We start from the raw sequence: 16,044 nt of genomic DNA on the forward strand, positions 1-16,044 counted from the left end.
AAAAGAATAAGGAGTACCGGGACCGCGCCCTGATTCAGGGCCGGGTAGCGATCGTAGTTCAGCAGGCGCGCCATGTGTGTGGCGTTGCGGGACGGCACACGCGAGGTGAATTCGGACCGATTCGCCGGGCGGATGGCCTCGCTGGCCACCCGCCCGTCATCGACGTCGGCGAGCCTCGAGTCAGTGGCGAAAGGCGTCCTTGACCTTCTCGCCCGCATCCTTGAGGTGGGACTTGGTCTGATCGGACTTGCCCTCTTGCTTCTTCTGCTCGTCGCCGGTCGCCGCGCCGAACTTCTCCTTGGCCTTGCCTGAAAGTTGCTCGGCCTTATTCCTTGCCTTGTCTGCAGTGCCCATGATTACGGCCCTATTGCTCGAAGGTGCCCGGCCTCCTTGCTCCAGCCGGTCTTCTGGCGATAACCCGCATTCGGACAGCCAAACAACGCCGGCGGCGAGACTTGTCGTTGGTCGAGAATTGGCTGTGCTGGATTCGCCCGTTGTGCACGGTTGTTGTCGACGGCGCCAGCGGCAACCGGCACCCAGCTGTCCGGGATCGAAATCAGGGATTGCGGGACGGCTGCCCGGGCTCAGCGCCCTGCTGCTTCTCACGTGGCTTCGAGTCCGGATCGACCTTATCCGCGCGCTCCCACTCCTTGTCCAACTCGGTTCGCGAATCCGCCGCCTCGCTGCGATGCACATGCGCCTGCTGGGAAAGTTGCTCGGCCTGCGCAGCCTTGATCTCGCCTTCTGCCTTTGCGGCCCGGCTCTTGGCGGCGGTCTCCTCCGCCCGCGCTTCCCTTCGACCGACCTCGAATTCCCGTTCCGCCGCGCGGTCACGGATGCCCTTGGCTTCGGCGCGCTGATGTTCGCGCCGTTTGCGCATCGACACCCATGCCCCCGCCACAAGTAGAACAACCAAGACGACGACAACAATGATCACGATCGCAACGGTGGTGCTCATCTTTCGACTCCTCGCACTCACCCCCCTTTCTTTTCCCAACGCCACTCGACTACCCCGGAACTGCGTAAATATGTGGTCCGCGGGCCGATCCGCCACGTTGCTACCGCCCAGCAGGGCAGACCTAAGTGATCGTGCGCCGGCCATTGCCGGGGTCGATCGGCACGGATGCCCCCAGTTCCTCGCCGGGCGGGCAGATCAACATCACGCAGACGAGTTAGCCGCGAATTCGCTGCTCAATCCCCGCCCGGCATGACGTCGCATCTCGGGATGCTTCGGCCATCGGTTGATCCGGCACCCACGGAAAGCGCCGGGGTTACTCGGGAAGGACTCCGTCTGCTGAGATGCCCAGATCGCGGTCATAGTCGAGCGATCGTTCCGACGGCTCGTCCGTCTGCACCGCATCTTCTTCCGCGGGACGCGCGGTGGGTCGCGGCACGGGCTCCACGTCGGGCGCTTCCTCGGCCAAGCGTTCATTGTTGCCCTACCCGAGGTACCCGGACCCAATCCGGTATCACCGCACCGCATCGGTCCGCCCGCTCGAGACTTCGCCGGCCACCCGCTCGACATCAGGGCGTTTGCCACTGTCCTCCGGTTTCACCGGCGCACTGCCGGTGTAAGCGCGATACCGATGGATGCCAGGGCAACTGCAACCACCATCGCTACGTGCCCGGACTGCTGAACCGGGTCGCGCGACACGGTTCATCACCCAGCACGCGGAACTCGATGATCGACGTCTACGAGGCATTCGAGCGCGCGGCGAGGACGGATGGCTCGTGACGATCACCCTCGATGACCGGCATTGGTGAAGATCGTGTCGCGCGGCCGTGGAACCCGGGCACTTCCTACGATCGGGGCGCGCGGTGGCCGCAGCCGCTGGACATGCTGCTGGCGGAGGGAATCGCGACGTGCGGCGCTGGGAGCCTTCGGCTCGGTGTCGCTGTCGAATGGGGCGGATCGAGCCGATAATTAGAAGGTGAACGAGATCGCAGCCGGTCGAACAGACGCGGCCGACGCCGTCGACCAAGCCATCGGTGGTGTTACCCAAACCATCGGCAGTTTCCGATTCTGGTTCGCCGACCAACGCTGGGAATGGTCCGACGAGGTCGCCGCGATGCACGGATACGCTCCAGGCACCATCAGGCCAACGACACGAACACTGCTGGCGCACAAACACCCCGACGACCGCGCCCACGTGGCCGAGTCGATCACCCTGGCCGTACAGACCGGCGAGCCGTTCTCGAGCAGACACCGCATCATCGACACCTCGGGCCGAATCCACGAGGTCATCGTCGTCGGCGATCGCCTGCTCGACGACTTTGGCACTGCCGTTGGCACTGAAGGCTATTACATCGACCTCACCGAAATCCTGGCCCAACAGCGACAGACCACCCTCGATGAAACCCTGCCCGACCTGCTCGAATCGCGCGCGGTCATCGAACAGGCCAAGGGCGTGTTGATGTTCGCCTACGACATCAACGCCGAACAAGCCTTCGGAGTACTGCGCTGGCGATCCCAGGAGACCAACACCAAACTGCGCGACCTCGCCGCACAACTGATCGCCGACCTCCCCGACCTCGGCGCAGCCCCGCCACACCGACGGACCCAACTTGACCACCTACTACTCACCGTGCACCAACGGATCCCACCGGCCTGAGGACGACCCCTGTTCCCAGCACCGACGCATGATCTGGTCCAGACGGTGCGAGCGCCACACCGCCAGCAGATTCACCACGCTGCCACGATCGACCCAGATCACGTCCTGACTCAGCAGATGGTCGGCGACATCCGAAACATTGGGCTTGTCGAACAAGCTCAGATGACTCGCGATGACGCCGCGACCGGCGAACGCAGCATGAAATGCCGTGATGCTGGCTTCCTCCGGTACCTGTTGAGATGAAGCACAGCTTGGGCTGGCCCGGTTGCCGGGCAAGGTCGAACGCGTAGTGGAAGATCGGCGAGGGCAGCCACGGGTCATGCGCCCGGTTGAAGCCCATCGAGGTCGCGAGAACAGCTCAGAGGCTCATGAACCAACGACACCCAACCCTGCCAACTCTTGACAACGACACCCATCACACGCTGGTTCGATGCGAGTACATGGAGTTCCCCCATGTACTCACGAAATCAATTGTCGCTGTTGGCATCACTCCGTGACGCCCAAGACGTATCCCGACTCGACCATCACGGCGACTACGCATTCATCACCATCCGCATCCCCCTTCCGCGCAGGAAGCCGGGCAGAACGAGCGGATAGTAGCCAATGCCGTCGGGGTGATACCAGCCGAGACCCGGCAGAACAGAGACACAACCCGTCACTACAGCTGGTAATCCGCTTCGATAACCAGCGACCCACCCGAAAACCGCAGGTCATCACCGTTCCCATGTTCGACACGCCCTGCCCAAGCACTTGAACACGCTGGCAACTATGGCGGTGCCTCGGCTGCGGTCACCGGCCGCAGCGGCCACCGCAGCAGCCTGACTCCGCCTTCTCCGCAGACCTCGGCACCCGCCCTCGGCAGCGGCCAGCTCCCGGACGTGATCGACGTCCCGACCACCACCCCTGAATCGACAACATCGTCGACCATGGCCGGGTGACGGGCGAGGTTGGCGCGATACGATCGAATCCCGAAATACCCTCACTAACGGCCTTTCACACCGTCGCAACGCTGGCAAAAGGACACCCGGTGCCGGCACCAGCACATTCACCCGGAGGCCGAATGATAGTCACCCACTGACTTTCAACCGACACGTCGGGCGCCCGATTACTCCGGTACCGGGCGCCCGTCCGCTGCCACAATTCCCAATATTCGGCTTCTACCCCGAGCGGTTACCCCCGCACGAGCCCGACGGGGATGAAACGCCCGATGGTCCCGAAGTAGCCTGCCGCAGGACTCATTTCGTCGGGGTGGGTGGGGGTTGGTTGATGGTGGTGAAGTATTGGGCTGCGGCGAGGATGGCCACTGGTGCGGTGATCAGGAGTTGGCCCGCGATCGTGCCGAGTGCGCCGATGGCCACGATGCCGCCGAGGCAGCCGATTGCGGCGGCGGGGAGGAAGGCGCCGAACAGGCCCACGATGGCTGCCGATGCGACTGTGGCGCCTGCGATTCCGCCGATCAGGCAGCCGACGGCGGCTCCGCCGATGCCGCCGATCAGGGTGCCGATGGTCGCGCCCGTGGTGATGGTTGTTGTCATGCGTGCCCAGGCGGCTTGTTCGCGGTCGTAGGAGTTTTTCCAGGGTGCTTGGTCCTCGAACGGCAGGGCGACGGGTGCGTATCGGGCATGGCGTGCGTCGAGCTGCGGCGTGAGGGTGGCTGTGCGGCCGGTGATGTCGGCGGCGATGGGGAAGACGAAATCGTCTATGCGGAAGGACAATTCGGTTCCCGCCAGGATGGTGCCGTTGTCTGCTCGGATCGTGAAGACTCCATTTTCGGCGACCATCGATCCCGCGGTGGTGGTGAGCACGGTCGAATGTTCGGTCGTGGTGGCGGTGTAGGTGATCGTGTCGGGATCGGGTGGTGCGGCGGTCACGGGACCGGCGCCCAGGGCCGTGACCGTGGCCGCGACGAGCAACGTTGATGCCGCGGTTGTTTTCTTCATCAGGTGTTCCTTTATCTTTCGTCAGCCGAGATGCTCGGCGAGGGGGACGGGGCGGCGGCGCGGGTGGTGGCGTCGCCGGCACTGGTCATGTCCTGCAGGGCATTCCAGAGCACATGTGCTCGCCCTGAGCCGGGGCGCGACGCAGTCGTCGAATTTCATGCGCAGTTCGCGGGACGAGGGCAGGTTGCCAGGTCCTCCGCGGCCGGTGTCGACCTCGACCCGGTACTGTCGGTCGCTGCCCGTGCCTACGGCCCTGCTCATGACCGGTCCGGAAAGGCCGCTGCGGCATCTGAATCTGCATCGAAGCGGACTCTTGCGGCCGCGGCGAGAACAGCATCGCCAGGCGGATTCTCACCATCGCAGTCGGTGAGCCCGATGCGGCGAATTGTCACAGTTCTGGGACCGGTTTCGGTTTCAGTTGTGAACGAGTGGTCGCTGATCAGTGGGGTCTAGGCGTGTGCGTGTGCGGTTGTGTGTAGGTGCGCAGCACCGCTCGTGCGTGCTGGCGGAACGGTTCATCGGTGCGCGTGCCGCGGGTGATGAGGATGTGGCGGACCCGAGCGCGGAACTGGGACTCGGTGATTCCGAAGGCAGTGAGAATGTCTTCGCTGGGTGGGCCGCCGAAGGGCTGCCAGAGCAGCGCGAAATCGATGAGAGCCTGTTCGTCATGATTCATGAGAGTGGGAACGTTTCCGTCAGCGAAGGATTGGCGCGCCACCAGCCGGGCCAACCCTCGGGCGGGTAAGCAGGTCGATCAGCATGCGGCCGCCGAGGATTGGCGTGGTGGGGTACCGGATGCTGGTACAGGACATGAATGCCCGCTTTGCCGCGTTCGAGCAAGGCTGCTCGCTTCAACGAACAGTTGGGTATGAGTTCTCCTGTCGCTTGGGACCATTTGACGTCGAGGATGCGGCACTTCTTGATCTGCTCGGCCTTCGACACTGCCGTGTTGGCCGCGGCCACGGCAGTCGATGTCGGCGATCAGGCGCGGATGCGAGACCGGCGTCTGCGGGCCGGCTTCGGAGAGAATGCCGAGATGGTCGCACCAGCCCGCCGTGAACGAGAACCTAATCGACATGAGACTTTTCGTACTTCTTGATTTGATCACCCAGTATGGGTTGACGGAGCGGTTGCCCAATGGGCTGACTTGCTCGGGTCAGGGCCATTGGGGGACGTGACGCCAGGAGGCGCATGGTGTTTTGCGTTGACTTCTTCACGGACGAGGCGGCGCAAGATCTTGCCCGTCGAACTCTTCGGCAGCGCATCGACGAATCGCACCGAACGGGGGACTTTGTAGTCGGCTAGACCAGCCCTGCTGAACTCGATGAGGTCCTCGGGAGCGACGACTTGCCCAGGCTTGAGGGCTACAACCGCCTGGACGGTCTCGCCCCAGTGCTCGTGCGCTAGCCCGATGACAGCGGCCTCTGCGACCGCTGGGTGGTCCAGCAGGACGGACTCCACCTCGGTTGGATAGACGTTCTCTCCGCCGCTGATGATCATGTCGTGCTTACGGTCGGTCAGAAAGAGGTAGCCATCGCCGTCGAGATATCCCATGTCTCCGACGGTGCACCAGCCTGAAGCGTCGAATGCGGCGCGAGTTGCCTCGGGATTGTTCCAATAGTGGTCGAGCAAAACTCCTTCGCCGCGGGTCCAGATTTCGCCCGGCGTTCCGACCGGACATTCACGGCTCTGGTCGTCGCGAATGGAGACCTCGCGTCCCATGGTCGGTCTCCCGACCGAAGCATACTTCTCGTCGGGATCACCCTGTCTCAGCGACGTGACGACGCCAGTCTCGGTGGCGCCATACCCTTCGTTGACCCTGACGTCGAGCACTCGCTCGGCCTCTCGTTTGAGGCTGAGCGTGACCGGGGCTGATCCGACGAGGATAGTCGTCAGGGACGAGGTGTCGAGCAGCGCCAGTTCGTCTGGGTCGATGCTCACCATCATTCTGAGCATCGTGGGCACGACGGAGGTGTGAGTGATTCGCTCTGCAGCAACCACCTGCATCACCTCTCGCGGATCGAATCCGCCCGATGGATGGATCACGTTCAACGCACCAGCCATCATCGCGGCAGTAGCGAACCACGTACCGTTGGAATGAAACATCGGCATGAGGCTCAGGAACCGATCTCGCGCTTGACTGGGTGCCCCGTACTCGAGCATCAGGGCAAGAACGTGCCGAATCAGGGCCCGGTGACTGATCACCGCGCCTTTCGGTGCGCCTGTGGTCCCAGATGTGTAGCCGATGAAGTAGGGATGGTCAGGGGCGATATCGACTCTGATGTCAGCCCGCTGAGCCCCCCGATCGAGCCACTCTCCATACGACGTGGACCACCGTGGCGCGTCTGAGGAACCGACCATGACGTAGCGGACATCGGGATTGACGATGCCCCGCACCTCGTCCATCGCGTCGACGAATTCCTCGCCGAACACCACGACTCTCGATCCGGAATCCTTGACGACGTGGGTCAGCTCTCGAGCAACCGATCGGAAGTTCAGCGGGACTGAGACGACCCCCGCACGGGACATCCCCGCATGGAGTTCGATGATTTCGGGGCAGTTTTTGAGGAGAAAGGCTGCGCGGTCGCCGATTGCGATTCCTGCCGAGGTCAAGGCGCCGGCTACGTTGCCTGCAGTCGCGACCAGTTCCCCGTACGTGGCCTGTCTCGAGCCGAACTTCCACGCTGGTTCAGCTTCGTACTTGGCGCCTGACTGGTTCAGGTAGTCGTTGAGATTGAGCTGCAACTTGACCCCTTTGGCACTGATTTGCCCGAAGATTTACTGACATCGTCATCATTAAATGATGATGATGTGACTATGCCCACCGAGAGGAGGCCTGTCAAGAAGTAGCCGGATCGTCCATCCGTCTCGGCCGCCACGCGATCGCACAGTGCGGAAAATCGCCACGCCTCATCGGTACGTCGTGACCGTCGGAGAGTGCACACGCCAAGACCTGGCGCCCGAATGATGCGCCGGCCCGATAGGTGAGCACGCCCGGTTGGCGCGAGCAACCAGTGCGAACCGATAGCGATGTTGACGTATTGTTCCGCTCCGGCCATGTTTTACGGTCTAGGCAACAGCATGAACACATGCAAACGTGGGAGACAGAACGGTGGCGCGCACGCAGAGGGAGCGAAATGAACAAACCCGCCAGGCGCTCCTCGAGTCGGGAGGATCACTGCTGCGCGAAGTGGGCTACGCGCGTACTTCTGTAGCTCAGATCACCCAACGAGCGAGCCGAGCACACGGGACGTTCTATCTTCACTTTGAGAACAAGCGAGATCTTGTGTCGGTCCTGCTTGACGACATGGCCCACGAGGCCCGACAGCATGCGCGAGAGATCTGGCGGACTACGCCGACCTTCGAGGCGATCTGGCTAGGGCTTCGAGACTTTCTCGCACGGATCACACCCGAGCGCAGCTTGTGGTTGCTGCTCGAGGAGGTGGTGGCGCTCGAGGAGGACGCGGCGCCCTTGAGGTCCAGACTCAGACACCTCTATGTCGAGCCGGTCTTACGGGGTCTCACGGAGCGCCGCGACGAGCTCGTCCCTCCGTCATCGAACCTCGAGTTACTGGCAGAGGTCTTGACATCGATGGGTCTGTATTTCGCTCGAACCGGAACTCTCCCTGCCTCGCCTGACGTCACGGCGCTCCACATGACGGTCGTCTGGTGCAATGCCGTCGGACAGCCGATCACGGAAACAGATCTTGCCAATCTGCGCGACATGTTCGAGGCAGACTAGCCGCGCGGCGGCCAGCGTTCGGACTGTTTCCAAATGGATCGGGCTGTCATGGGAGCCACCGGATAGGGGCCGCTGCCCGCCTTCGGTGCGCCCCGGGGTCCGGTGGAGGCCGCCCGGGCGGCGCGCAGCACTGAGCGCACCCGTCCGGGATCCCGTCAAAGTGATAGTGAGTAGCCGCCGTTGACGGGGTAGGTCTGCCCGGTTATCCAGGAAGCGGCGTCGCTTGCCAGGAACAGCGCGAGGCCGGCGGCGTCGGCGGGCTGCCCCAGTCGCCTGATGATGTACTGCCTCAGCATCGCCTTGCGAGCCGCTTCATCCTCAAGCAGGGGCGCGGTGGTCGGGGTCTCGATCGAAGCCAGTGCGATCGAGTTGGCTGTGATCTGATACCGGCCGACAGCCTTGGCCACCGAACGCATGAGTCCGGTCGCTCCGGCCTTCGCTCCGGAATAGACGACCAAGTTCGGTTCACCTACCCGTCCGGCATCCGAGACAACGGTGATGATTCGGCCGAAGCGGCGCTCAACCATCCCCGGCAGCGCGAGGCGAGTGGTGTTGAGAACCCCGTAGTAGTTCACCTTCATCCATCGGTCCCAGTCGTCCGGCGGTGTCTCCCAGAACGGGGCAGACTCCACAATGCTGCCTGACGGTCCGGCGTTTCCGGCGTTGTTCACCAGGATGTCGACGTGCCCGAAGCGTTCCTCGGCGATCTTGAACATTCGCTGGACGTCGTCGTAATTGGACACGTCCGCGGCAACGTCGACAGCAGTACCGCCCTCCGAAATCAGTTCCCCCGCGATCGTCTCCGCGCGGTCGGCGTAGAAGTCGTTGGCCACGACCGCAGCCCCGCAGCTCGCCAAGTTCCGTGCGATCTGCGCCCCGACACCTTGGCCGGCGCCCGTCACGAGGGCCACCTTTCCGTCGAGGTTCAGAAGATCAGACATTGGGACTCCTAGGGCCGCCTCGTCCATCCATCACAGTCTGGACACTTACTGATAGCCGTGTCAGTATGTCGGTAGGACGAGGTGCTGGCAAGTCCTCGCCTGGTTACAGCGCTGAGAGGTCTTCGAGTCTCCAGTTGATGATCGGCAGACTTCCCGCACGGTGACAGCCCTCGAGGCGGGCTGTCGAACACCGCAAAGCAGCGAAAGGACGATGACCATGTCGAGAAACCAGTGGCCCGCGGAACTGGTCGTGAAAGCCCTGCAACGCGAGGGTGTCCGCGCGATGTTCGGGATCTTCGGCGGACACATCGCGTCCATCCAGGACTACGCCTACCGAGCTGGGATCGACGTCCTACAGGTGCGTCACGAGCAGGCGGCCGTGCACGCCGCCGACGGCTATGCGCGCGCGACACGCGGCCCCGGAGTGTGCTTCGCGACAGCCGGGCCTGGAATGACGAACACCGTGACGGGCATGCATATGGCGTACGTCAACCGCACGCCCGTCGTACTCCTGCTCGGTGGTCACAAGGTTCGCGAGGAAGGCCGGGCCACGATCCAGGAGGCCGACGCCCGTTCCGTCCTCAGTTCCGTCACCAAGTCGTTCCGTCGCGTCACTGTTCCAGAACAGGCTGACCTCTACGTGCGCATGGCGTTCAGAGAAGCGATGACCTTCCCTTATGGTCCCGTGGCGATCGAGTTCCCCAACGACCTGTTCAATGATCATCCGATCCCGCCCGAATCCAGAATCGGCTGGCCTGGCGCTGGTGTGCACTTGGGACGACCGCCGGCGGTCGCGGGCGATCCCCGAGGAGTGGCGTCAGCATTCGAAGCCCTGTCCAGGGCGCAGCGCCCCCTGATCATCGCGGGGGACGGGGTTCACTGGGACGACGCGGGGGCCAGCCTGCGTGAACTCATCGAGAAGCTCTCGGTGCCGCTCTCCATGCGACGGCACGGCCGCGGTGCCGTTCCCGAGGACCATCCACTGGTGATCCCTGCACCCGCTCGCAAGCGTGCGCTCGAAAACGCCGATGTCGTCATGCTGCTCGGGATACACCTGAGCTACCTCGAAGGCTTCGGCGACTGGAAGACCTCTGCCAAGTTCATCCAAGTCAGTCGCCACCCGTCCGAGGTCGCAGTGAACCTCCCAACCCTCGTCGAGATCACAGCCGACCAGGACACATTCCTGCACCAGATGAACGCCCTGGCCGCCGACCTGCCCACCGACCAGCCCCGTCCGTCCCTGCCGTGGTCGGATGCCTGCCGAACCGACGTGGAGCAGTGGCGCGCCCGACGCGATGCCGACGTGCGCGACCTCCTCGGCCGAGAGGTCATCCACCCCATCGCCTTCGCGAGCGAACTGTCCCTACTACTCCCTCACGATGTACCGATCATCTTGGACTCGTTCACGGGTTCCGGGTTCCTGGCCGAGTTCTTGCAGCCGAAGGCGTCCGGCCGAGTCATGGATGCCGGTCTGTCCGCGGCGTTCGGGCACGGAGTCGGGATGGCGCTGGGCGCCTCGATGGCGTCGGACGGCGGCCCGGTGGTATCGGTGCTGGGGGACGGGGGCGTCGGACTCGGCGGTGGCGACATCGAGACCGCTGTCCGCTACAAGTTGCCTGTCGTCTTCCTCGTCCTCAACAACAGCGCTCTCGGCAGCGGAATGGAGGACTACGCCTACGGCCCCGACTACTCGATTCTCGGAGCCAAGTCCCGTGGAGGCTGGAACCTGACTCCCGGCGTCCGTTACGACCAGATGTTCGCGCCACTCGGATGTCACACGGAGTTCGTGACGAGGCTGGACGAACTCCAAGGCGCTCTCGATCGATCTTTCCGATCAGGGCTCCCCTCGGTGGTCAATGTCGTCGTCGACCGCAACGCGCAGCCGGCTCTGTACGAGACCGTCCACGCACGGGAGATGTTCTGGCATCTTCCTGCCGATGAGGTGATGGAGCCTGCGCGCCGCCGACACCACGAGACTCTGTTCCCCCGGTACCACGGGGGAATGACACTGTCCGAAGCGTTAGACCCGAAGGAGGGTTCCGACTCATGACCGAGGTGATCTACGAAACGCGAGCGAGCGGAGCATGGATCCGCATCAATCGCCCGGAGGCGATGAACTCACTGAGCGTCGAGGTACTCGACGGCATCATGGACGGCCTGCGGAAAGCACGTGAGGACGATGATGTACGCGTACTCGTACTAACGGGCACCGGCAAGGCGTTCTGCGCGGGCGCCGATCTCAAAGAGATTCTGTCGCTTCGCGGCGACGACCTGGTACGGCGTCATCGGCAGTTCCTGTCCGATGCCGGCGCCGTCTTCGAAGCAATCGAGATGTTCCCCAAACCTGTCATCTCGGCAGTGAACGGACTGGCCTTGGCCGGCGGGCTCGAACTCATCCTCTGCGGCGACCTGGTCATCGCATCGGAAGCCGCCAAACTCGGCGACGCACACGCTAACTACGGAATTCTTCCCGGAGGTGGTGCGTCGGTGAGACTGCCACGCACTGTCGGGCCCACGATGGCAAACTACCTCTTCTTCACCGGCGATTTCCTTCCAGCGTCCAAACTCGTCGCGTGCGGGCTCGTCAACGAGGTGGTCCCGCCGGAGGAACTTGAAACCCGCGTGGCGGAACTCGTCGAGGTGATCGCGACCAAGAGCCCTCTGGGCCTCGCTCGTCTCAAGCAACTGGCCCGAGACGGACTCGCACAGGAGGTTCCCACAGGAGTGCGTCTGGAACTGCTCATGTCCGAGGCGCATGCCCATTCTCATGACTTCGTTGAAGGCCTCACCGCGTTCAGCGAAGGCAGGCCACCGAAGTTTCTCGGACGATGAACAGACCAGGCAAAGCCAGAAGGAGTTAGAACACAATGAATGACACCGAGTACGAGGGCTTCCGCAAGAAAGTCCTCGAGCGAGTGTGGACCGACCTCGCTCCGTTCGAGGAACGGATCGAAAGCGAGGAACAGATTCCCTACGCTGAAATCAATCCGGTCATCACGGATCTTGGGCTCTGGGGACTGATGGTCCCAGAGGAGTACGGGGGACTCGGTCTCACGGTCAGCCAGTATCTGCCTATCCTCTCGGAACTGGCGAAGGTCCACGGCGGGATCAGGGTCGTCGTCCACGTGCACAACTCCAACGCCCACGCGCTCAGCGTCCTCGGCTCAGAGGAACAGCGACGCGCTGTCCTGCCCGGGGTCGCAGGCGGCACGATGTCCATTGGCTTCGCGTTGACCGAGCCGGACTTCGGCACCGGAGCAGATCTCGGCAGCATCGCCGTACGTGACAGAGACGAATACATCCTGAACGGGCGAAAGCACCTCATCTCGAACTCTGACTTCGCAACTCACTTCATCTACTTCGCCAAGACCGATCCAGACGCTGGCGAGTTGGGTGTCAGCGCGTTCTTGGTCGAACGTGGAGCAAGTGGGCTCGCCATCGAGCCGCTGCCCGAGACGATGGGATGCAAGGGAGGCGAGCACGGACGGATTACCGCCACCGACGTCAGAGTTCCCGTGCAGAACCTCCTTGGCCAGGAAGGGCAGGGAGTGGCCCAGTTGGAGGAGACGCTCGAGCTGAGCCGCGTTTTGGTGGCCGCGTCGTCGCTCGGTACCGCCGAACGAGCCCTCGAGCTGGCGGTGGAGCACTCCCGCACCCGAGTAACATTCGGCAAACCGTTGGCTCACCGTCAAGCGGTCCAGCGCTACATCGCCGAGATGGCCCAAGACGTGTATGCGCTCAAACTAATGCTCAGTGACTGCGCCCGTAAATGGGATGCCGGCCGCCGCATTCCAGCGGAGGCCTCCATGACGAAGAACTTCGGACTCGAAGCCGTGGGGCGGGTGACAGACCGCGCCCTGCTGACCTTCGGAGGGATCGGCTATACCCGAGCGCACAGTATCGAGCGTCTATACCGGGACGCGCGCCTCAACTGGCTCGAGGAAGGAACACCGACGATCCAGAACATGGTGGTTGCGCGGGCCCTGGTCGGTGGATACACGATCGAGGATGGCTGGTGACCAAATCGTGTGAGGGGAAGGTTGCCGTCGTTCTCGGCGGCACCAGAGGGATCGGGCTGCAAACGGCGCTCGCGCTGGCTGAGGCAGGGGCGATCGTCGTACCAACCGGGCGCACGGAGGAATCCGTAGCCCGCGCCGCAACGTTGATCGCCGAGGTTGGAGGCGATGCGACGCCATTGGCTTTCGACATCGCCGATCCTGCGGCGAGCGAGGACGCGATGGAACGCGTCGAGCAACAGCATGGCTCGGTGGACATCCTCGTAGCGAACGCGGGTGTCAACACCTATCTCGGACGGCCGGAGCACCTCGAAACCGAAGTTTGGGACGCGATCAACGCGGTCAACAGCCGCGGCGTGTTCTTCGCGGTGAAGGCCGCAGCGCGCCGCATGTTGTCCGCTGGCGGCGGCAGCATCGTCGTCGTCTCCTCCGTAACAGCGTCGGTGGGGACGAAGCGCGGGCTTCCCTACACCGCAACCAAGGGCGCATTGGAGGCGATGACTCGGACACTTGCGGTGGAATGGGCCGATCGTGGAGTGCGTGTGAACGCAGTGGCCCCCGGCTACATCGACACCGATCTCACCGAGAGCTTGCGCAACAATCAAGACCTGTGGCGAGAGTATATCCGTAAAATACCCGCTGGACGGTTCGGCAAGCCCGAAGAGGTTGCGCCGCTCATTACCTTCCTGGCCTCCGAAGCCGCCTCTTACATCACAGGCCAGGTCTTCGCCGTCGACGGCGGACTGCAAGCTTCGTAGCGGCCACCGACGTCCACGACGTCCGGAGTCGTGTCTCACCCATACCCGCAGGCGACGTGATCACGTCGCCTGCGGAGGCATGTCGGTGTATCCGAGGGTGCGGGACCAGATGGCCGAGATCTCATCCGCCAGCTCGTCGGTCGTCCAGCTATGGTTTTCCTGGTAGGCCGCACGGGTGCTATCGGAGAGCATGGCAGCGAAGACCTGCGCAAGAATTCCCGGATCTAGACCGCGCATCAACCCAGGGGTCTCGGTGGAGACCATGCCACGCATGATGCTGCCGGCGAGTTGCTGAAACCACTGGTCGCTCAATTTCTTGAAGGTTGGCTCCAGGCTGCTGCGCTGATCGAGGAGCAACCACAGATCCCGGTTTTCGCCGAACTCCTCGATGAACCTGCGGACGGTCTTGTGCACGCTCGTCCCGGGTTCGTCCCACCGCCACATCGTCTTCGACTGGAGCGACAACTGGGCCATCGCGTCCTCGAGCAAAGCCTGCAGCGCTGCCTCCTTGTTGGTGAAGTGCAGGTAGAACGAACCGTGTGAGCGACCGGCACGTTTGACGATGTCAGCTACGGTGGCATTGGCGTAGCCGTTCTCAGCGAACGCCTCTCTGGCCGCGGACAGCAATCGTCGCCGCGTCTCGGCGTTGCGTTCTTTTTGCGTGGGCACGACTGTCAGGCTACTGTCACCCAGCGCCCGGCCGGACTCTCGCTGACCGCCTATTCGCCGCCGGTGCCGGGGCACCGGCGGCGAATAGGGTGATTCATTCATCCAGCTAGACGGACAGAATGGTGATGGTGGCCGCTGCCGGGTTCGGGCCCAGGTAGCCGCCGCCGTTCTCCGCCAAAGCAACACGAGCCGACGGCACCTGGCGATCTCCAGCCCGCTCACGGAGCTGGTCCACGAGCTCGACGATCTGAGCGACTCCAGTCGCCCCCACCGGGTGCCCCTTACCGACCAAGCCGCCACTAGGATTCACTGGGATCCGGCCTCCGATGGCGGTGTCACCTGATGTGAGAAGGCGTGGTCCGTCCCCCGGCGAGCAAAGACCGAGCGTCTCGTACATGATCAACTCGGCAGGCGACGCCGCGTCGTGCACCTCGACAACGTCGAGATCCTCTGGTCCGATGCTAGCCAGTTCGTACGCCTTCGAAGCCGCCACAGCAACCGGGTCCTCTGGGCCGAGGCCTGAAGCCATGGCCGACGCGCGGACAACAACGTAATCTCGACCCAACTGTGCGGCCTTGGCCTCGGACATCATGACGATTGCAGCAGCCCCGTCACTGACGGGTGAGCACATCAGAAGCGTCAATGGCCCACTGATATGGCGGCTGCCGGCAACAGCTTCGGCCGACACACTTCGATGGGCCGAGGCATAGGGATTGAGGGCGGCATTCTGATGACTCTTGGCGGCCACCGCTGCGAAGTCGCCCTCGGTTGCACCCGACTGCTTCATATATGCCGTCGCCATGTTGGCGTAGACGTCCATGAAGAACGAACGGTTATCAGCAGTGGAGCAGTTCTCCCCGTACAGGCTGGCCTTCACCTGATCCAGACGTTCAAGGTCGACTGCACTCCCGAGTGCCGCAAACGTTCGCGCCTTGTCCTCATGCGTGAGCTTTTCCGAACCAACGACGAGAACGATCTCCGCCTCGCCGGCAGCAATTGACGTTGCAGCAAGATGAACAGCGGTCGATCCCGAGGCGCACGCGTTCTCCACGTTGACGACCGGCACCCCCAACAGTCCGAGATCCCTCAGCGCAACTTGCCCACGGATCATCTCCTGTCCGGTCAACAGGCCGGCGGTCGCGTTGCTGAAGAAGACTCGGTCGACCTGGTCCGCCGTCACCTCGGCGTCGAGAAGGGCGCGCCGAGCGGCGTCGCTCGCCAGCGAACGCACGGTGGAACTCGGGGCCCTGCCAAAGGTTGTCGTGCCGGCTCCGGCGATCACGGGCTTGGCCATGGGTGCACCTCTCTAAATACTGATAACTGTGTCAGTATTTGAGAATAGCCAAAGAGCCTCAACCACGCGAGG

General features: G+C 63.2%; 15 protein-coding genes. 6 read left to right on the forward strand and 9 right to left on the reverse strand.

The annotated features are described in order from the left end of the window. Positions 1-180: 180 nt before the first annotated feature. Together ACQP0C_RS23620 and ACQP0C_RS23625 are read right to left on the reverse strand one after the other, a co-directional pair. On the reverse strand, positions 181-354 hold the full coding sequence (locus ACQP0C_RS23620; RefSeq protein ID WP_433723166.1) for a CsbD family protein: 174 nt from the start codon (positions 352-354) through the stop codon (positions 181-183). Positions 355-556: 202 nt separating this feature from the next. Further along, a complete protein-coding gene (locus ACQP0C_RS23625; protein WP_433723168.1) occupies positions 557-958 on the reverse strand; it encodes a hypothetical protein in 402 nt (133 codons plus the stop codon). A gap of 973 nt (positions 959-1,931) precedes the next feature. On the opposite strand from ACQP0C_RS23625, the gene ACQP0C_RS23630 reads away from it, so the two are divergent. Next, entirely contained in the window at positions 1,932-2,612 is a 681-nt protein-coding gene (locus tag ACQP0C_RS23630) for a PAS and ANTAR domain-containing protein (protein WP_433723170.1), read from the forward strand. Here the strand turns inward: ACQP0C_RS23630 and ACQP0C_RS23635 are convergent. The 4 genes from ACQP0C_RS23635 to ACQP0C_RS23650 all read right to left on the reverse strand — a co-directional run bounded on the left by ACQP0C_RS23635 (position 2,577) and on the right by ACQP0C_RS23650 (position 7,297). Next, a complete protein-coding gene (locus ACQP0C_RS23635) occupies positions 2,577-2,933 on the reverse strand; it encodes a Type 1 glutamine amidotransferase-like domain-containing protein (protein ID WP_433723172.1) in 357 nt (118 codons plus the stop codon). The genes ACQP0C_RS23630 and ACQP0C_RS23635 overlap by 36 nt on opposite strands. A 914-nt stretch (positions 2,934-3,847) precedes the next feature. Then, positions 3,848-4,552: a hypothetical protein gene (locus ACQP0C_RS23640; protein ID WP_433723174.1), complete on the reverse strand. Its 705-nt coding sequence runs from the start codon at positions 4,550-4,552 to the stop codon at positions 3,848-3,850. A gap of 439 nt (positions 4,553-4,991) precedes the next feature. Then, positions 4,992-5,228 carry a hypothetical protein gene (locus ACQP0C_RS23645; RefSeq protein WP_433723175.1) on the reverse strand — a complete coding sequence of 79 codons (237 nt, stop codon included), beginning with the start codon at positions 5,226-5,228 and terminating at the stop codon, positions 4,992-4,994. A 428-nt stretch (positions 5,229-5,656) separates the two neighbouring features. Next, positions 5,657-7,297, reverse strand: a complete 1,641-nt coding sequence (locus ACQP0C_RS23650; RefSeq protein ID WP_433723177.1) for a class I adenylate-forming enzyme family protein — start codon at positions 7,295-7,297, stop codon at positions 5,657-5,659. 367 nt (positions 7,298-7,664) lie between these two features. Between ACQP0C_RS23650 and ACQP0C_RS23655 the strand changes: the two genes are divergently transcribed. After that, on the forward strand, positions 7,665-8,294 hold the full coding sequence (locus ACQP0C_RS23655; RefSeq protein ID WP_433723179.1) for a TetR/AcrR family transcriptional regulator: 630 nt from the start codon (positions 7,665-7,667) through the stop codon (positions 8,292-8,294). Between the two features lie 155 nt (positions 8,295-8,449). Here ACQP0C_RS23655 and ACQP0C_RS23660 read toward each other — a convergent pair whose 3' ends face one another. Beyond that, positions 8,450-9,235, reverse strand: a complete 786-nt coding sequence (locus ACQP0C_RS23660; protein ID WP_433723181.1) for an SDR family NAD(P)-dependent oxidoreductase — start codon at positions 9,233-9,235, stop codon at positions 8,450-8,452. Positions 9,236-9,452: 217 nt separating this feature from the next. Here ACQP0C_RS23660 and ACQP0C_RS23665 point away from each other — a divergent pair, with 217 nt between their 5' ends. The 4 genes from ACQP0C_RS23665 to ACQP0C_RS23680 are packed head-to-tail and all read left to right on the forward strand — an operon-like array spanning position 9,453 to position 14,009. Beyond that, positions 9,453-11,285 (forward strand): thiamine pyrophosphate-binding protein, encoded by a 1,833-nt coding sequence (locus ACQP0C_RS23665; protein WP_433723183.1) that lies wholly within the window; start codon positions 9,453-9,455, stop codon positions 11,283-11,285. Further along, the gene (locus ACQP0C_RS23670) at positions 11,282-12,067 is read left to right on the forward strand and encodes an enoyl-CoA hydratase/isomerase family protein (protein WP_433723185.1); all 786 of its coding nucleotides are present in this window, start codon (positions 11,282-11,284) and stop codon (positions 12,065-12,067) included. The genes ACQP0C_RS23665 and ACQP0C_RS23670 overlap by 4 nt, the downstream gene beginning before the upstream one ends. Before the next feature lie 35 nt (positions 12,068-12,102). Continuing rightward, a complete protein-coding gene (locus tag ACQP0C_RS23675; protein ID WP_433723187.1) occupies positions 12,103-13,254 on the forward strand; it encodes an acyl-CoA dehydrogenase family protein in 1,152 nt (383 codons plus the stop codon). Then, complete coding sequence (locus ACQP0C_RS23680; protein WP_433723189.1) at positions 13,251-14,009, forward strand: SDR family NAD(P)-dependent oxidoreductase; 759 nt, start codon at positions 13,251-13,253, stop codon at positions 14,007-14,009. Before ACQP0C_RS23675 ends, ACQP0C_RS23680 begins: the two co-directional genes overlap by 4 nt. Positions 14,010-14,069: 60 nt before the next feature. On the opposite strand, the gene ACQP0C_RS23685 is transcribed toward ACQP0C_RS23680, so the two are convergent. Both ACQP0C_RS23685 and ACQP0C_RS23690 read right to left on the reverse strand, forming a co-directional pair. After that, positions 14,070-14,780, reverse strand: a complete 711-nt coding sequence (locus tag ACQP0C_RS23685) for a TetR/AcrR family transcriptional regulator (RefSeq protein ID WP_433723191.1) — start codon at positions 14,778-14,780, stop codon at positions 14,070-14,072. Between the two features lie 4 nt (positions 14,781-14,784). After that, positions 14,785-15,972, reverse strand: a complete 1,188-nt coding sequence (locus tag ACQP0C_RS23690; protein WP_433723193.1) for a thiolase family protein — start codon at positions 15,970-15,972, stop codon at positions 14,785-14,787. Positions 15,973-16,044 lie beyond the last annotated feature (72 nt).

Origin of the sequence: Nocardia sp. CA-129566 (genome assembly GCF_050956075.1) — a bacterium.
GTDB lineage: Bacteria > Actinomycetota > Actinomycetes > Mycobacteriales > Mycobacteriaceae > Nocardia.